This window comes from uncultured Shimia sp., from assembly GCF_913054185.1.
Classification (GTDB): Bacteria; Pseudomonadota; Alphaproteobacteria; order Rhodobacterales; family Rhodobacteraceae; genus Shimia.
In genome coordinates this window covers 22,299-37,232 of record NZ_CAJXIV010000001.1, presented here as the reverse complement: position 1 = coordinate 37,232, position 14,934 = coordinate 22,299, and the positions used below count along the sequence as shown (strand labels likewise).

The 14,934-nt window shown below is 56.1% G+C and carries 17 protein-coding genes; 8 read left to right on the top strand and 9 right to left on the bottom strand.

Going from position 1 to position 14,934, the window contains the following annotated elements:
- The first annotated feature begins 5 nt into the window (after nt 1–5).
- Nucleotides 6–593: a TetR/AcrR family transcriptional regulator gene (locus QZ517_RS00170; RefSeq protein WP_294220153.1), complete on the top strand. Its 588-nt coding sequence runs from the start codon at nt 6–8 to the stop codon at nt 591–593.
- A 56-nt stretch (nt 594–649) separates the two neighbouring features.
- Entirely contained in the window at nt 650–976 is a 327-nt protein-coding gene (locus QZ517_RS00165; RefSeq protein WP_294220150.1) for a hypothetical protein, read from the top strand.
- A gap of 6 nt (nt 977–982) precedes the next feature.
- Here the strand turns inward: QZ517_RS00165 and QZ517_RS00160 are convergent, their stop codons facing one another.
- The 9 genes from QZ517_RS00160 to QZ517_RS00120 all read right to left on the bottom strand — a co-directional run bounded on the left by QZ517_RS00160 (nt 983) and on the right by QZ517_RS00120 (nt 10,197).
- Nucleotides 983–2,584, bottom strand: a complete 1,602-nt coding sequence (locus tag QZ517_RS00160; protein ID WP_294220148.1) for an AMP-binding protein — start codon at nt 2,582–2,584, stop codon at nt 983–985.
- 75 nt (nt 2,585–2,659) lie between these two features.
- Nucleotides 2,660–3,496, bottom strand: coding sequence for a YihY/virulence factor BrkB family protein (locus QZ517_RS00155; RefSeq protein WP_294220146.1), 837 nt, complete (start codon nt 3,494–3,496; stop codon nt 2,660–2,662).
- A 469-nt stretch (nt 3,497–3,965) separates the two neighbouring features.
- On the bottom strand, nt 3,966–4,679 hold the full coding sequence (locus QZ517_RS00150; RefSeq protein ID WP_294220145.1) for a NapC/NirT family cytochrome c: 714 nt from the start codon (nt 4,677–4,679) through the stop codon (nt 3,966–3,968).
- Nucleotides 4,680–4,702: 23 nt separating this feature from the next.
- Entirely contained in the window at nt 4,703–5,137 is a 435-nt protein-coding gene (locus QZ517_RS00145) for a nitrate reductase cytochrome c-type subunit (protein WP_294220143.1), read from the bottom strand.
- A gap of 20 nt (nt 5,138–5,157) precedes the next feature.
- Entirely contained in the window at nt 5,158–6,078 is a 921-nt protein-coding gene (gene napH / locus QZ517_RS00140; protein ID WP_294220141.1) for a quinol dehydrogenase ferredoxin subunit NapH, read from the bottom strand.
- A complete protein-coding gene (gene napG, locus QZ517_RS00135) occupies nt 6,075–6,905 on the bottom strand; it encodes a ferredoxin-type protein NapG (protein ID WP_294220139.1) in 831 nt (276 codons plus the stop codon). Before napG ends, napH begins: the two co-directional genes overlap by 4 nt.
- A 35-nt stretch (nt 6,906–6,940) precedes the next feature.
- Nucleotides 6,941–9,430 carry a nitrate reductase catalytic subunit NapA gene (napA, locus tag QZ517_RS00130; RefSeq protein WP_294220137.1) on the bottom strand — a complete coding sequence of 830 codons (2,490 nt, stop codon included), beginning with the start codon at nt 9,428–9,430 and terminating at the stop codon, nt 6,941–6,943.
- Between the two features lie 12 nt (nt 9,431–9,442).
- Nucleotides 9,443–9,673 carry a chaperone NapD gene (locus QZ517_RS00125; RefSeq protein WP_294220135.1) on the bottom strand — a complete coding sequence of 77 codons (231 nt, stop codon included), beginning with the start codon at nt 9,671–9,673 and terminating at the stop codon, nt 9,443–9,445.
- Nucleotides 9,674–9,681: 8 nt separating this feature from the next.
- Nucleotides 9,682–10,197: a ferredoxin-type protein NapF gene (locus QZ517_RS00120; RefSeq protein WP_294220132.1), complete on the bottom strand. Its 516-nt coding sequence runs from the start codon at nt 10,195–10,197 to the stop codon at nt 9,682–9,684.
- Between the two features lie 541 nt (nt 10,198–10,738).
- Between QZ517_RS00120 and pcaF the strand changes: the two genes are divergently transcribed.
- From pcaF to paaD, 6 genes are read left to right on the top strand one after another with little or no spacing between them, the layout of a single operon-like run.
- Complete coding sequence (gene pcaF / locus QZ517_RS00115; protein ID WP_294220130.1) at nt 10,739–11,944, top strand: 3-oxoadipyl-CoA thiolase; 1,206 nt, start codon at nt 10,739–10,741, stop codon at nt 11,942–11,944.
- A 31-nt stretch (nt 11,945–11,975) separates the two neighbouring features.
- Nucleotides 11,976–12,950, top strand: coding sequence for a 1,2-phenylacetyl-CoA epoxidase subunit PaaA (paaA, locus tag QZ517_RS00110; protein WP_294220128.1), 975 nt, complete (start codon nt 11,976–11,978; stop codon nt 12,948–12,950).
- Complete coding sequence (locus QZ517_RS00105; RefSeq protein ID WP_294220126.1) at nt 12,947–13,378, top strand: hypothetical protein; 432 nt, start codon at nt 12,947–12,949, stop codon at nt 13,376–13,378. Before paaA ends, QZ517_RS00105 begins: the two co-directional genes overlap by 4 nt.
- Nucleotides 13,371–13,655: a 1,2-phenylacetyl-CoA epoxidase subunit PaaB gene (gene paaB, locus QZ517_RS00100; RefSeq protein ID WP_132860101.1), complete on the top strand. Its 285-nt coding sequence runs from the start codon at nt 13,371–13,373 to the stop codon at nt 13,653–13,655. Before QZ517_RS00105 ends, paaB begins: the two co-directional genes overlap by 8 nt.
- Nucleotides 13,655–14,422 carry a 1,2-phenylacetyl-CoA epoxidase subunit PaaC gene (gene paaC, locus QZ517_RS00095; protein WP_294220124.1) on the top strand — a complete coding sequence of 256 codons (768 nt, stop codon included), beginning with the start codon at nt 13,655–13,657 and terminating at the stop codon, nt 14,420–14,422. Before paaB ends, paaC begins: the two co-directional genes overlap by 1 nt.
- Nucleotides 14,416–14,922, top strand: a complete 507-nt coding sequence (gene paaD / locus QZ517_RS00090) for a 1,2-phenylacetyl-CoA epoxidase subunit PaaD (protein WP_294220122.1) — start codon at nt 14,416–14,418, stop codon at nt 14,920–14,922. The genes paaC and paaD overlap by 7 nt, the downstream gene beginning before the upstream one ends.
- Nucleotides 14,923–14,934 lie beyond the last annotated feature (12 nt).

Here is a 14,934-nt window from a genome sequence, read left to right as displayed (position 1 = left end):
AACCGATGTCACAGCCCTCACCCGCCCGCGCCCGTTACATCACACTGGCCACTGAAGGATTTTCCGCTGAAGGTTACCATGGGCTGAGTCTGGCGGCTCTTGCGACAACTGCTGGCGTTACCAAACAGGCGATCCTCCACCATTTTGGCACCAAAACCGCACTCTATGATGCCGTACTCAAAGCCCTTACGGATAGGCTTTTGGCCTCCTTAAGCGACACCCCAGACGTTTCTCCTAAACTGCGCCTTATCCTGCATTTCCAAGACCTCCTCGGCGGCAACACCGATAAAACGCAAGACGCGCGCCTTATCCTGCGCAACCTCCTTGATAGCGCCACAGACACTGGGCTTGCCCCGCTCAAACCCTACCTGAAAGCCTTGTTGGATTTGGCGCGGTCTGTGCCAGCCAAGAAAAATGCCACTGACATGGACTTGCTTCTTGGTCTTTATGGGGTAATTGGCAGCGCGCAGTATCTTTTGATGTCTCAGGAGGCTTTGGCCATCTTTCTACGTACGGAAGACACAGATGACCTGAAGGCAGCCCGCCAAAAAGCCGTGGCCACACAACTCAAAGCCTTTTTGGAAAGCGAATAGCCGTTGCCTTACCACTTGGACAGGTGAATATCTTATCAATCGTCAAAGACAGTGCGTTGTCCATATTGACCCACAGCGACGTTGAGAACCACGCAACTTTATCGGAAATCTTTACCCTACATTCACCACTTTACCGGCACAGTGTTGAAATGCAGGCCACTTTGTCACATACGACCACCGGCCAAAATTGGCTGGATCAAGTGTTTTCCTCGTTCAAATCGGGCGAAGCCGGCGCTGTGCGCCGTCGCATACAGGATGTTGAGGCCGAGTGCGGCCGGGCGGCGTTGGAGTTGGCAGTGCGCAAACGTGGCTGGCATCTCATCGAAACCGATCGCGATTACATCATCCTTTGCACCACCAGCCCATTCCGCATCATTTGCTGAACCGGATCAGCCTCGTTTCTTCAAGGGTCTGAAGTCAAACGCGCCGTCCGTTTCTGTTTCTTGATCTCCAAACAGGCTGTGCTTCTGAATTTTCTGTGTGCCAGTCACCGGAATATCCGCCATAAACCGGATCCATCCCGGCGCTTTGTAATACGCCAGTCGAGCAAAGCTCCAATCAAACAGGTCTTGCGCGAGCGCTTTATCCGCATCGCCAAGTACTTGAACACAGGCCATAACTTCCTCGTCCCGCATCGCGTCCTCAACCGCCACTACAGCCACACGATCCACTGACGGATGATCCTGCAAACACGCCTCGATCTCCGCCGCCGCGATGTTTTCGCCCGACCGCCGGATAATGTTTTTTTTGCGATCCACAAAAGTGATCATATCAGTGTCATCCATCACCACCGTGTCACCGGTGTGGAACCAATCGCCACGCCACGAGTCTTCCGTGGCTTCCGGTAAATTCAGATAACCGGAAAATGCTCCACGTCTTGGCGTATCTGCGTTGTACCGCAGGGTCATTTCACCAGGTGTTCCGCGTGGTACCTCATTGTCGTCCTCATCAACAACACGCACATCTAACCCTGGCTGTGGCCGCCCCATGGCGCGGGTGTCAATCCGGCGCGGCTCCTCACAATCCGCTATCATCCGGCACATTTCTGTCATGCCCCAAACCTCGATCAGTGGAAAACCAAAGCGCTCTTCAAACGGGCGGTGTAACGTCGGCTCCACCCCTGCCCCCACGGCCCACTTAACTTGATGTTTTTGTTCCCACTCTTCTGGCTCCCGGTTCATCAATGCCGGAATAATAATGCCAAGGTAATGCGCCGCGGTGGCACCAGTTTCCGCCAACTCGCGCCACCACGCCCGTGCGCGAAAGCGCTCTGGAATGATGTGTGTGCTACCGGTGTCGATCACCGCCATAAACAACAGGATCGCCGCGTTGACATGGAAAAGTGGCAATGGGCAATAGACTTTCGTGACCCCCGCTTCAAACTGGATCAAACCACCGCGTGAGGCATACCATTGCCCCATCTCCACTTCATAGGCGTGGCTCATGATGCAGCCTTTGGGCCGACCGGTGGTGCCCGAAGTGTAAATCAAACTGGCCTCCGTGGCTCCACTTACCGGTTGGTCAGATGGTGCTGGACGCACCGCTTTCGGCAAATCTGGCAGGCTCTCTGTCATCTCTACTGAGGCCACGTCCAATCCGCTCTCAGCAATGCCAGCAGCCATCAATCCCGCCAACTCCGGCGCGACCAATGCCAAATCCGCTGCGCTGTCCTGCAGCAGATAGGCCACCTCCGCCGGGCGATAATCCGGATTCACGGGCACCCAGCTGATACCACGTTTCGCCAGCGCCAGTTTAATGAGCAACATCTCCGGCCGGTTTTCCAGCAACACAGCAATCCGGTGCCCATGACCATACCCGGCACCAGCGAGCCGAGCCTCCAAAGCAGCAACAACCTGCGCTGCCGCGCCATAGGTGCACAAATAGCCATCGGGATGGTAGTCTCGCGCGTCATTCGCAGGCACTTGCAAAAAGCTGTGCTCCGAAAACACCTTAGCCCGCGCATCTAACAGCGCACCGATGGTCTCAACCATGTCATTCTCCTTTTCCCGCGATGGACCTTAGCCATCGTCAAAAAAGCGACAAGAGTGACGTGCCGTAGGTCGTAGTTATACGGTTTCACCCCGGCTGCGGGCTTCGTCCATTAACTGGCCGTTAAACTCAGCGCCCAAAACAAAAATGGCCGACATCAGGTATAGGTACACCAGGGCCGACATGATGCCGGCGAGGCCAGCGTAGGTCACAGAGTAAGTCGAGAAGCTACTGATGTAGAAAGTGAAGACCTTAGACGCGACAAACCACAGCCCGAGACAGAGAAGTATACCGGGCCAGAGGCTCCTTGCTTTATGAGGCACACCTGGCAGCCACCTGTGACAGGCAAACAAAAAGAACGACGTCACCGCAAAAATCACACCTTGGCGAAACTCATCATTGCTCAGAATGGATTGATCCAACCACGGCACCAAATCATCAAAGAAGTGGATGACCACAGGCACCACCACACTGACCACGCCAGCCGCCGTAAAGAGCGCACTGCCCGCGATCACAAACAAGATCGCCAAAGCACGCACTTTCCAAAACGGGCGTGGGTCCGTGTCTCGGTATGCATCGGTAATCACCAGCCGTATGGCGTCCACACCATTTGACGCAAACACAATCGCCAGCACAGCCCCCAAGGTGAGCGTCGAGCTGCCGGCCTGCAAAACGGCACGCAACTCGCTTTCGATTGGTCCTGCAATGGCATCCGGCCAAGCCCCAATCGCAAAGTCGATAATATCATCAACCTGCGCCTGGGGACTCAGCACACCAGCCAACGACAGCGCAAAAAGACAGAAGGGAAACAGGGCAAACACAAAAGACAGCGTCAAATGTGAACTGCGCATAAAGCCGTTTTTTCCGTTGAACCGCACCACTGTGATCCGCAAGCTGTTAACCAAATTTCCCATAAATGCCCGCCTCTCTTGCGCTTTTGTCGACCAAACCACTCTATGAGGTCAAGCGGGTAAAAGGCTGCAAGCGTGAACGCAAAAATTTGGCGCAAATTCACAAGGATTATTCTGAAACTCCAAAAGGATTTCTTTACCCCTTTCCCATATCAGTATCACAGAGGACGAAGCGGCCTGGGGACAACGCCGCGCACCTCCTCCGAAAGACCTGCGCCGCTTTCCTCCCTCCCTTGAGCGGCGCGACCTCAACGACCAACTTCATTCCCTCCTCCCTCCCTGTTGGAGTTGGTTGTCGGCGCAAGACGTTAGCCTTGATGTGGCGCGCCAGTCTGAGCCCCAAGCCAGACCACTCACGAACCCAAGGCCAGCGCCGGCAGCTCAGAGATGAGCGCCGGCGCTTTATGTTTTAGCAACAAAAAAAGAGCACTCCCCGAAGGAAGCGCTCTTACAAATTGTCAGTTAGGGCAATTTAGTTAGACGCCAGATAACCTTTGATCTCGCTGCCCGCCGTGGCGACATCATGCCCCGGGTTGTCCGGCACCACAATCTCACCTTCCAGCTCAGCAGTCACATCCTCATAGGCCTCCAGATAATCTGCAGGCAGTCTGTGTGCGATGCCTTGGTGGCAATCGATGCAGGTTTTGCCTTCATCCAGCGCCACCTGGTGCTGCGCGGCGGCCCGGTTCTCCTGAACTGTAAAGTCCATATAGGTGAACTTGTGACAGTTTCGGCATTCCCGGCTGTCGCTTTTCTTCATCTTCTTCCAAGACGCCGAGGCCATCGACAGGCGGTGATCTTCGTATTTTTCCTCGGTGTCGATTGTGCCCATCACCGTGTGATAGAGGTCTTTGGACGCAAGGATTTTGGCCTTGATTTTGTGCTGCCACTGTTTTGGCACATGACAATCCGGACATGTGGCGCGCACACCAGAGCGGTTATTGTAGTGCACCGTCTCCGTGTATTCTTCGTAGTTACGCTCCATCTCGTGGCAGGACACACAGAATTCTTCCGTGTTGGTCAGCTCAAGCGACCAGTGAAACCCACCCCAAAACAGGATACCGGCCAGAAACCCGCCAAACAGCAAGGCGCCCAGCGAAAAGGCCGACGTCGGAGACCACAATGTGGACCAGGTGCGGCGTATAAAGCCCGGCTTCTTGCCGGTGTTGTTGCCTTGATCAGACATGGCTACCTTCCCCTTTTCCGACGTTAGTTGGACGGTTCAAATTCGTTTTCGACCAGCGCAGGCGCGTTGGCTTGTGGCACGTGGCATTGGTTGCAGAACCACCGGGTGCCAGCCACTTCGTCGAGTTGCTCACCGTCTCGGCCTTGATAGTGGGTCATCGACAGGGTCGGCGCACCGCGTTCGCCTGCTTTGGTCCAATCGTGGCAGGCCAAACATTGGTTGGCACTCAGATCAATTTGATACTGATCCACGGTGTGTGGGATCAACGGCGGCTGCTGGCGATAATTGCGTGCCACACGGCCGGATTGCTGATGCAACGGCTCATCCAAGCGGTTGGTGGCATCAATCGGATCATTGCGCAGAGATTTGACGTTCCCGGCCTGATCCGCGACAGCAAACCCGCTGCCAAGAACAATGGCTGCTGCCGTCAAGGCGCTGATGAGGGGATGTTTTTTCATCTTTCTTTCTCCTTAGCTTCTCAGGCGGCTTTGCCGACCTTTGGCGCTGGGTTGGTTCGGTCTCGGACACGCCCCGGCGCGGGCGTCTCGTCAAATCGATGGGTAAAGTGGAATACATTGACCGAGCAAATATCGATGCAACGGCCGCAATTTGTGCAATCCGGCGACAGGATCAGCGGGGTGTCCGCATCTTTGCCGCGCAGCGCAGGGGTAATCACCTGCATTTCCGGACAGACCGCAAAGCAGTCCATACAATCGTCGCAGGCGGCGCGCTTTTGCGCCGTGACCCGCAATAGAGATTTGTTGCCCAGCAGACCATAAAAGGCGCCAACCGGGCATAGGTGCCCGCACCAACCTCGGCGGGCCAGCAACAGGTCAAATACAAACACACCAATCACCAGCGCCCAGGCAAAGCCGGCTCCAAAGATTAGTCCGCGGTGCAGCATGGAAATTGGATTCACAAACTCCCACGCAACAGTGCCGGTGAGCACACTCACGCCGAGCACCATGGCCAGCATGAAGTACTTCGTGCCGCGTTTTGGCTGCCACCCTTTGGGCAGGTCGAGCTTGCGGTGCAACCAGCTGGCCGCATCTGTGACTGGATTGATCGGGCAAACCCAGCTGCAATACAGCCTCCCGCCAATGAGGGCGTAGACAGCGCCAACAATGAGCGCACCTATAAGCGCAGTCATCTCAGGCCAGTGCCCAGCCACAATACCTTGCAGCGCGATAAACGGATCGGTGAGTGGCAGAACATTGAATGTAAGCGAGCCGCTGAGATTGCCTTTCACCCACCAGATGCCAAACCAAGGACCCAACAAAAACAAGCTCAGGAAGAACACCTGGCTGAGACGACGTAAGATCAGGAACCGATAGGCCAGCCAGTAGCCTTTGTCGCGAATGGCCTCAGCTCCAACGGGGAGGTGCGTAGATACGGTCATTGACCAATACCTCCCGTTGTTGCGCCTTGAGGCAACTTGAAGGTCGGCTCAAAACCCCCTGGTGCAGCGAGATTATCTGTACCTGTGCCAGGCAGCCGGTCAGGCAGATCAATGATCTCATCCACCAGCGGTGTGTTCTCTTCCCAACTGCGTTTGTAGTGTTCAGCCTGATCAGCTTGCGCCACGCGGATGGGCAAAACTTTGATGGCTGCCTCACCTGGCAAAACACAGGACTTTTCACATTTGCCACAGCCAGTGCAGTGATCCGAGTGCACAACCGGCATGAAGATTGCATGGTGGCCGGAGCGTTCATTGTGACGCCGCTCCAGCGTGATAGCTTCGTCAATAGCCGGACACACCCGGTAACACACATCGCAGCGCAGGCCCAACGCGTTCAGGCAGTTTTCCTGATCAATCAGAACCGCCAGCCCCATGCGGCTGTCGTCAATATTGGTCAGCTCCTTGTCGAGCGCGCCTGTTGGGCAGGCGGCGACACAAGGAATGTCCTCACACATCTCACAGGGAATATCCCGTGCGGTGAAAAACGGCGTACCAGTCGCCGCGCCATCCACGCCCAGTTCCGCAAGAACCAGCGTGTCATAGGGGCAATCCCGCACACAGAGGCCACACCGGATACACGCGGCCAAAAAATCCTCTTCCGGCAACGCGCCGGGTGGGCGAATGGCCCTATCTGGCAAAGCCCGTGCATCCTGCACAAACCACGCCAAGGACATGCCCGCCACAGCACAACCCGCCGTTCCGCGCGCCGCATCCTGAAGGAAGCGACGGCGGGCTGGATTCTTTGGCTGTGTCAACGTGGCGGACATGGCTCTAGCTTTCAGCTACCTAAGGGGAAGAGCGCTTAAGTGCGCTCAACTTTACAGGCACATTTTTTGAAATCGGTCTCTTTGGAGAGCGGGCAAGTGGCATCCAAAGTCAGCTTGTTGATCAGCTGGCCTTCGTCAAACCACGGCACAAACACCACGCCTTTTGGCATTTTGTTGCGTCCGCGGGTTTCCACCCGGCTCTGCATGTCACCGCGACGGGTGGAGATGGTGATCTCCTGTCCGCGGCGCAGGCCACGCTCCTTGGCGTCTTCCGGATGCATGAACACCTGCGCATAAGGATACGAGCGGTGCAGCTCCGGCACACGACGAGTCATGGAGCCAGAGTGCCAATGCTCAAGCACACGACCGGTGACAAGCCACAGGTTGAAGTCCTCATCCGGGCTCTCCGCTGGCGGCTCATACGGGGCAAAGATGATGTTTGCCCGACCGTCCGGCTTGCCGTAGAACTTCACGCCTTCGCCTTCTTTCACGTAGGGGTCATAGCCCTCACGGAAGCGATAGAGCGTCTCCTTGCCATCCACCACAGGCCAGCGCAGACCACGTGCCTTGTGATATACTTCAAAGTCCGCCAGATCGTGCGCTTTGCCACGACCAAAGGAAGCGTACTCCTCAAACAGACCTTTCTGCACGTAGAAGCCGAAGTGTTCGGATTCATCGTTGGCAAAGCCTTCCTGAAGCTCGTCCAGACCGTATTTGTCGACCTGACCGTTGGCAAACAGCACTTCAAACAGAGTTTTGTCTTTGTACTCCGGGTTGGCATCCAGAATTTCAGCCGGCCACACTTCGTTTGTGGTGAAGCGTTTGGAGAACTCCATCAGCTGCCAAACGTCAGATTTGGCATCACCCGGTGCATCCACTTGCTGACGCCAGAATTGTGTCCGACGCTCGGCATTGCCGTACGCGCCTTCTTTTTCCACCCACATTGCGGTTGGCAAGATCAAGTCCGCCGCCATTGTGGTCACGGTTGGGTACGGATCTGACACAACAATGAAGTTGTCCGGGTTGCGATACCCAGGGAAGCCTTCTTCGTTGATATTTGGTGCGGCTTGCATGTTGTTGTTACACTGCACCCAATAGGCGTTGATTTTGCCATCTTTCAGGTCACGGTTTTGCTGCACAGCGTGCGAACCAACCTTGGCATTAAGGATACCCGCTGGCAGCTTCCACTTTTTCTCAGAAATTGCGCGGTGCTCATCATTGGCCACAACCATGTCCGCAGGCAGACGATGGGAAAATGTCCCAACTTCACGTGCCGTACCACAAGCAGAGGGCTGACCTGTCAGCGAGAACGGCGAATTGCCTGGCTCGGAAATTTTACCGGTCAGCAGGTGCACGTTGTACATCAAACCGTTTACCCAAGACCCGCGGGTGTGCTGGTTGAAGCCCATGGTCCAGAGCGACATCACCTTGCGATCAGGATCGGCATATTGTTGCGCCAGACGCAGCAGGGCATTTTCTGGAACACCGGAAATCTCGCTGGTTTTCTCCAGTGTGTATTCGGAGACATACTCTTTGTAAGCCTCAAAATCGATCTTCTCGAGGCCGCCGTTGTTTGGATTTTCCGCGGCTTGCTGCAGCGGATGCTCATCACGCAGACCATAGCCAATATCGGTGGTGGCTTTGGTGAAGTTCACCTTCTCATTTACGAAGTCCCAGTTCACCGCATCATTTTCGATGATGTAGTTGGCGATGTAGTTCAGGATCGCAAGATCGGTCTGTGGTGTGAAGATCATGCCATTGTCGGCAAGTTCAAACGAACGGTGCTCAAACGTCGACAGCACGTGCACTTCCGCACCAGGTTTGGTCAAACGGGTGTCAGTCAGACGCGACCACAGGATCGGGTGCATCTCCGCCATGTTGGAGCCCCAAAGCACAAATGTGTCGGCGTGCTCAAAATCGTCGTAGCAGCCCATTGGCTCGTCTATGCCAAAGGCGCGCATAAAACCCACAACAGCAGATGCCATACAGTGACGCGCGTTGGGGTCGATGTTGTTAGACAGGAAACCTGCCTTCATAAGCTTGGACGCAGCATAACCTTCCCAAACAGTCCACTGGCCGGACCCAAACATACCAATGCCGGTTGGGCCTTTTTCTTTCAGGGCGTCCTTAAACTTGACCGCCATAATGTCGAAGGCTTCTTCCCAGCTCACCGGGGTGAATTCGCCTTCTTTGTCGTACTGGCCATTGGTTTTGCGCAGCAAAGGCGTGGTCAAACGGTCTTTGCCGTACATGATCTTGGAGAGGAAGTAGCCTTTGATACAGTTCAGGCCCCGGTTCACTGGAGCTTTGGGGTCACCCTGCGTGGCGACCACACGACCGTCTTTGGTACCCACCAGAACGGAGCAGCCAGTGCCGCAGAAGCGACAAGGCGCTTTGTCCCAGCGGATATCCGGTGTGCCCACTTGGGCCTCTGCTTCTTTTGGCAATGTGATGCCGGCTGCCGAGGCCGTGGCGGCGGCGGCGGTCGACTTCAAAAATGTGCGACGGGACGTTGGCAATGTCATGGCTGGTCCTCCTTAGAGCGCTGTAGATGCGGCCGCGTCTGTGCCGCTAGGTTCAAAATGATGATAAGTCAGCGTGACGGTGATCACGCCGGGGATCTGGTGCATGTCCATAATGATTTCGGACGCGCGCCGGGTGTCGGTGTCTTCAACAGTCACAACGATGCGACCATCTTCGTGGGCATGCACTTCGCATCCCTCAGAGGCCTCAATGGCCGCAACCACCTCTGGCACTTTTTCGGGCATCGCGTGGACTAGGCATCCGCAGATATTGTACATACGTCGGTCTCGCTGGCTTGGGTTGAGCTGGCAGTCAATTGGGACGCCATGCGCCCAACGGTGATGGAATCAGATGGGCAAGGCGCCACGCAGGCGCCACATCCGGAACAGGTCTCGGGGTCAATAAGGGGAGTAGAGCGCCCTCCCGTCATCAAACGGAAACGGATTGCGCTCTCATCACAATGATCTTCGCAGGCGCGACAGGTGACGCCTTGTTTGGAAAGGCAGGTGTCAGCCACGGTTGGGCGGTAGAGCCATGAATCAGACACCAGGATTGCGCCAGCGTCACACACATCGGAGCAGACACCGCAAAACGTGCAGCCGCGCGCACTGACATCCACCATCGGAAAACCGTCGGCATCAGCTGTGATAATCGCCTGCGGGCAGTGTGCGGCACAATCGCCACAGCGTGTACACGCCTCAACAAAAAGCGACATATCCAGCGCACCAGGCGCGCGCAGAATGCCTTCCTCGTCAAAGTGGCCCCTCAAGAATGCTCGTCTTTTGGGCGAATGTGTCGTCTTAATAGTCACGTACACGCCAACTCTAGTTACCTATGTCCATCTTGTTCGCGATGGGACTTTTAATGAAAAATTCAAAACCGACTTTGACATAGATCATGCCCTGTAATTGATTTTGGTCAAAGCGTGATGTTTGCGTGAAATCAAACCTTCCTCGACCAACAAATGCATCGTGATATTTGACGATGTCCTTCAATTCACATGCCTTTTATGAAATGTGTTTTCGACGTGTATCTTTTGTCCAAAACCCCTTTTTGACTTTGAACTCGTACGCCTTGGCACTGCCTCCATGCCTCCAATTGAACCACAGCGATCCGGCCAATCCGAACTGTCACAAAAGACCAAGACGGCGCACGAGACTCTCTCTCATCACTTCGCCATTACGTTACTCAATGTGAAGTGGATGGTCAGTTACGTAACATTTTTAATTGCGTCGAATCGAACTTCGCGATATCCCAACCACACGGTCGACTAATGCGAACAGGACCGGAACCACTGCCACGGAGACGACATGACCGAAGCTTTCATTTGCGACGCGACCCGCACACCCATTGGCCGCTACGGTGGCGCACTCTCCTCTGTCCGCACAGACGACCTTGCCGCCCTGCCGATTGCTGCTCTTGTAGCCCGCAACCCGCAGGTTGATTGGGCCTCAATTGATGATGTGATCTACGGGTCTGCCAACCAAGCCGGCGAAGACAACCGCAACGTCGCTCGCATGGCCGCCCTGCTCGCCGGTTTGCCAACTGATGTGCCCGGCACCACCATCAACCGCCTCTGCGCGTCCGGAATGGATGCGGTTGGCATGGCCTCACGCGGCTTGCGTGCTGGCGACTATGACATTGCCATTGCAGGTGGTGTGGAAAGCATGTCCCGCGCGCCTTTTGTGATGCCCAAAGCCACCACGGCCTTTTCGCGCGCCAATGAAGTCTTTGACACAACCATCGGCTGGCGCTTTGTGAATAAGAAGATGAAGGCGATGCATGGCATCGACAGCATGCCGCAGACCGCCGACAACGTGGCAGCCGACTACAACATCAGCCGCGCAGACCAAGACGCCTTTGCTGCCCGCTCGCAAGCGCGTTGGGCCGCTGCCCATGAGGCTGGATACTTTGCTGACGAAATCACGTCAGTTATCATTCCACAGCGCAAAGGTGATGATCTTGTTGTCGACACCGACGAGCATCCCCGCCCCGGCACCGGTGCCGAAAAACTGGCCAAGCTGCGCGGCATAAACGGCCCTGACCTATCGGTCACCGCGGGCAACGCTTCCGGCGTGAACGACGGCGCTGCCGCGATCCTGATGGCCACCGAAACCGCCGCTACCAAAAACGGACTGACCCCAATGGCGCGTATCGTTGGTATGGCCGCTGCCGGTGTGGAGCCGCGTGTAATGGGCATCGGCCCGGTCCCAGCCACCCGCAAAGTGCTGGCCCGTACAGGACTCACCATCGAACAGATGGATGTGATAGAATTGAACGAAGCCTTTGCCGCGCAGGGCCTCGCCTCTTTGCGCGAGCTTGGTGTCGCCGACGATGCACCCCATGTAAATGCTCAGGGCGGCGCCATCGCGCTGGGCCATCCACTAGGCATGTCCGGCGCGCGCATCGTGATGTCCGCCGCCTATCAGCTCAAGCGCACCGGTGGCCGCTACGCACTTTGCACCATGTGCGTCGGCGTTGGCCAAGGCACCGCCATCATTCTCGAACGGGTCTAAGGCACCCTACAGCCTGAGGAGGAACCCAGTCATGTATGCACAGATGATCAAATCCGAGGCCTCGACAGACGATCCCGAGAAGCTCAAAGAGTTTCAGGCCAAGATCGACGCCAACATCAAAGTTGAGCCGCGCGATTGGATGCCGGAAGGCTACCGCAAAACCCTGATCCGCCAGATCGGTCAGCACGCCCACAGCGAGATTGTTGGCCAGCTTCCCGAAGGCAACTGGATCACCCGCGCGCCCACATTGGAGCGCAAAATGATCCTGCTCGCCAAGGTCCAAGACGAGGCTGGCCACGGTCTCTACCTCTATGCCGCCGCAGAAACGCTAGGTGTGAGCCGCGACGACCTCACCGAACAGTTGCTCAATGGCAAGATGAAGTATTCTTCCATCTTCAACTACCCAACGCTGAACTGGGCGGACATTGGCGCAGTGGGTTGGCTGGTGGATGGCGCGGCCATCATGAACCAGGTGCCCTTGCAACGGACATCGTACGGACCCTACTCCCGCGCCATGATCCGCGTCTGCAAGGAGGAAAGTTTCCACCAGCGCCAAGGCTACGACATCATGATGAAGATGGCGCAAGGTACGGACGCGCAAAAGAAAATGGCGCAGGATGCCCTGAACCGTCTCTGGTACCCGTCCCTGATGATGTTTGGCCCGTCCGACGCAGAATCTGTGCACTCCACCCAAAACATGGCGTGGAAAATCAAGATGAACACCAACGATGAGCTGCGCCAGAAGTTTGTTGATCAAACCGTGCCACAAGCCAAATACCTTGGCCTGACCATTCCAGACGAACACCTGACTTGGAACGAAGAAAAAGGCGGCCACGACTATTCCGACCCAGACTGGTCCGAGTTCTTTGACGTGCTCAAAGGCAATGGCCCCTGCAACGTCGACCGCCTCGAAGCCCGCAACAAGGCCTGGGATGATGGCGCATGGGTACGTGACGGGTTGATGGCTCACGCTGAGAAGAAAAAAGCGCAGGTGGCGGCTGAATGACAATTCGCGCCCCTTCATTAGCCACGGACTTTTGGGAGTTGGAAAGCGGCGAGGATCGTCATGCGGCAACGCCAGAAACCTTCTGGCTACCAAATGAAGCTGTTCGAAAATCGCTGGAGCGAGGCACTGCGGCCAAGCTTATTTTTATGATCAAGACCAAAAACGAAAACGGTCAAAGCGAGATATCAACCGAACGCATGTGGGTAGTTGTTTCTGAAACAGTCGGCGACCTCTACATCGGACGCCTGACCAATCAACCAGCCACTGTGGAACGGGACGATAACATGTACCTACAGGTAGATTGTGAAGTCCCCTTCGGACCCGAACACGTGATCGATACCGACGATCCTCCACAGGACTTCATCGACCACCTCTTTGCAGAACCACCAGCCAAATGCTGGACAGAACGGGAGCAATCCAATGTCTAAAGAATGGCCCCTTTGGGAAATCTTCATTCGCGGCCAGCACGGCCTGAGCCACCGTCACGTCGGCAGCCTGCACGCGCCAGACGCGGAAATGGCGATCAAAAACGCCCGCGACGTCTACACGCGCCGCAACGAAGGTGTGTCGATCTGGGTTGTGGAAGCCAACAACATTTCCGCTTCATCCCCATCGGAAAAAGGCCCACTCTATGAGCCATCCGAGAGCAAAATCTACCGCCACCCTACCTTCTTCGACATTCCTGACGAAGTGGGGCACATGTGATGGCACCGGTGGACAAGGAGATGCTCACACAGTTCCTGCTGCGCATGGGCGACAATACCCTCATTCTGGGCCACCGCGTCTCTGAATGGTGCGGCCACGCGCCGGTGTTGGAAGAAGACATTGCATTGGCGAACACGGCGCTGGACCTGATTGGCCAGACACAGTTTTGGCTCGGATATGCGGCCGAAGTGATGGAGGACGGCAAATCCGCTGATGACATTGCCTTCCTGCGCGACGCTTGGGATTTCCGCAATCTGCTGCTTTTGGAACTGCCCAACGGCGACTTTGGACAAACCCTGATGCGCCAATTCCTGTTTGACGCCTATCAGTCAATTTTGCTTCCGCGTTTGATGAAGTCTTCAGACCAACGCATTGCAGAGATTGCAGAAAAGGCCAGCAAGGAAGTGGCTTATCACGTCGAACGCTCCGCCGAAACCGTTGTGGGTTTGGGCGATGGCACAGAGGAAAGCCACAAGCGCATGCAAGCCGCGTTGGATCGTCTGTGGCCTTATGTAGGCGAGATGTTTGCCTCAGATGAAGTCGATGCCGCCATGGCCGCCGCTGGTGTTGCGCCCGATCCAGCCACGCTGCGGGAGGAGTACAACGCGTTGATTGGAAAAGTGCTGTCCGAGGCCACATTGACCATTCCAGACAGTGACTTTGCCCACAAGGGCGGTCGGACTGGCGCAACCCACACTGAGCACTTGGGCCACCTGCTGTCTCAAATGCAATGGCTACAGCGCGCCTATCCCGGTGCCACATGGTAAATCCACAGCAGCATAGCCCTGGCGCGCCGCCGGTCCGTGCTGCGCTGCCTGACGTGGCACAGGTCTGGACCTGGCTGCATGCTGTACCTGACCCTGAGATCCCGGTGATTTCGCTCACCGACCTCGGCATCATCCGGGATGTGGCTTATGAGGATGACAACCTCGTTGTCACTGTCACGCCCACTTACTCCGGCTGCCCGGCGACCAGCATCATCAATCTCGACATCGAAACCGCCCTGCGCGGCCATGGCGTCGACAGCCTCGAACTGCGGCGCCAACTCAGCCCCGCTTGGACCACTGATTGGTTGACAGACGAAGGCCGCGAGAAGCTCGAAAAATATGGCATCGCCCCGCCTCAACCGGCAGGCGGCCCTGACAAATGCCCACAATGTGGCAGTCAACATGTTGAAAAAATGAGCCAATTTGGCTCCACCCCTTGCAAGGCCCAATGGCGCTGCACCGCCTGCCTGGAACCTTTTGACTATTTCAAGTGCATCTGAGGAGAGACCCGA

Excerpts from the sequence above, each read along its gene's own strand:
- QZ517_RS00160 (WP_294220148.1), bottom strand. The coding sequence starts at position 2,584 with ATGGTTGAGACCATCGGTGCGCTGTTAGATGCGCGGGCTAAGGTGTTT.
- QZ517_RS00155 (WP_294220146.1), bottom strand. The coding sequence starts at position 3,496 with ATGGGAAATTTGGTTAACAGCTTGCGGATCACAGTGGTGCGGTTCAAC.
- paaD (WP_294220122.1), top strand. The coding sequence starts at position 14,416 with ATGGTAAATCCACAGCAGCATAGCCCTGGCGCGCCGCCGGTCCGTGCT.
- napG (WP_294220139.1), bottom strand. The coding sequence starts at position 6,905 with ATGTCCGCCACGTTGACACAGCCAAAGAATCCAGCCCGCCGTCGCTTC.
- pcaF (WP_294220130.1), top strand. The coding sequence starts at position 10,739 with ATGACCGAAGCTTTCATTTGCGACGCGACCCGCACACCCATTGGCCGC.
- QZ517_RS00145 (WP_294220143.1), bottom strand. The coding sequence starts at position 5,137 with ATGAAAAAACATCCCCTCATCAGCGCCTTGACGGCAGCAGCCATTGTT.
- QZ517_RS00125 (WP_294220135.1), bottom strand. The coding sequence starts at position 9,673 with ATGCCCGAAAAAGTGCCAGAGGTGGTTGCGGCCATTGAGGCCTCTGAG.
- paaC (WP_294220124.1), top strand. The coding sequence starts at position 13,655 with ATGGCACCGGTGGACAAGGAGATGCTCACACAGTTCCTGCTGCGCATG.
- paaA (WP_294220128.1), top strand. The coding sequence starts at position 11,976 with ATGTATGCACAGATGATCAAATCCGAGGCCTCGACAGACGATCCCGAG.
- QZ517_RS00105 (WP_294220126.1), top strand. The coding sequence starts at position 12,947 with ATGACAATTCGCGCCCCTTCATTAGCCACGGACTTTTGGGAGTTGGAA.
- QZ517_RS00150 (WP_294220145.1), bottom strand. The coding sequence starts at position 4,679 with ATGTCTGATCAAGGCAACAACACCGGCAAGAAGCCGGGCTTTATACGC.
- QZ517_RS00170 (WP_294220153.1), top strand. The coding sequence starts at position 6 with ATGTCACAGCCCTCACCCGCCCGCGCCCGTTACATCACACTGGCCACT.
- napA (WP_294220137.1), bottom strand. The coding sequence starts at position 9,430 with ATGACATTGCCAACGTCCCGTCGCACATTTTTGAAGTCGACCGCCGCC.
- napH (WP_294220141.1), bottom strand. The coding sequence starts at position 6,078 with ATGACCGTATCTACGCACCTCCCCGTTGGAGCTGAGGCCATTCGCGAC.
- paaB (WP_132860101.1), top strand. The coding sequence starts at position 13,371 with ATGTCTAAAGAATGGCCCCTTTGGGAAATCTTCATTCGCGGCCAGCAC.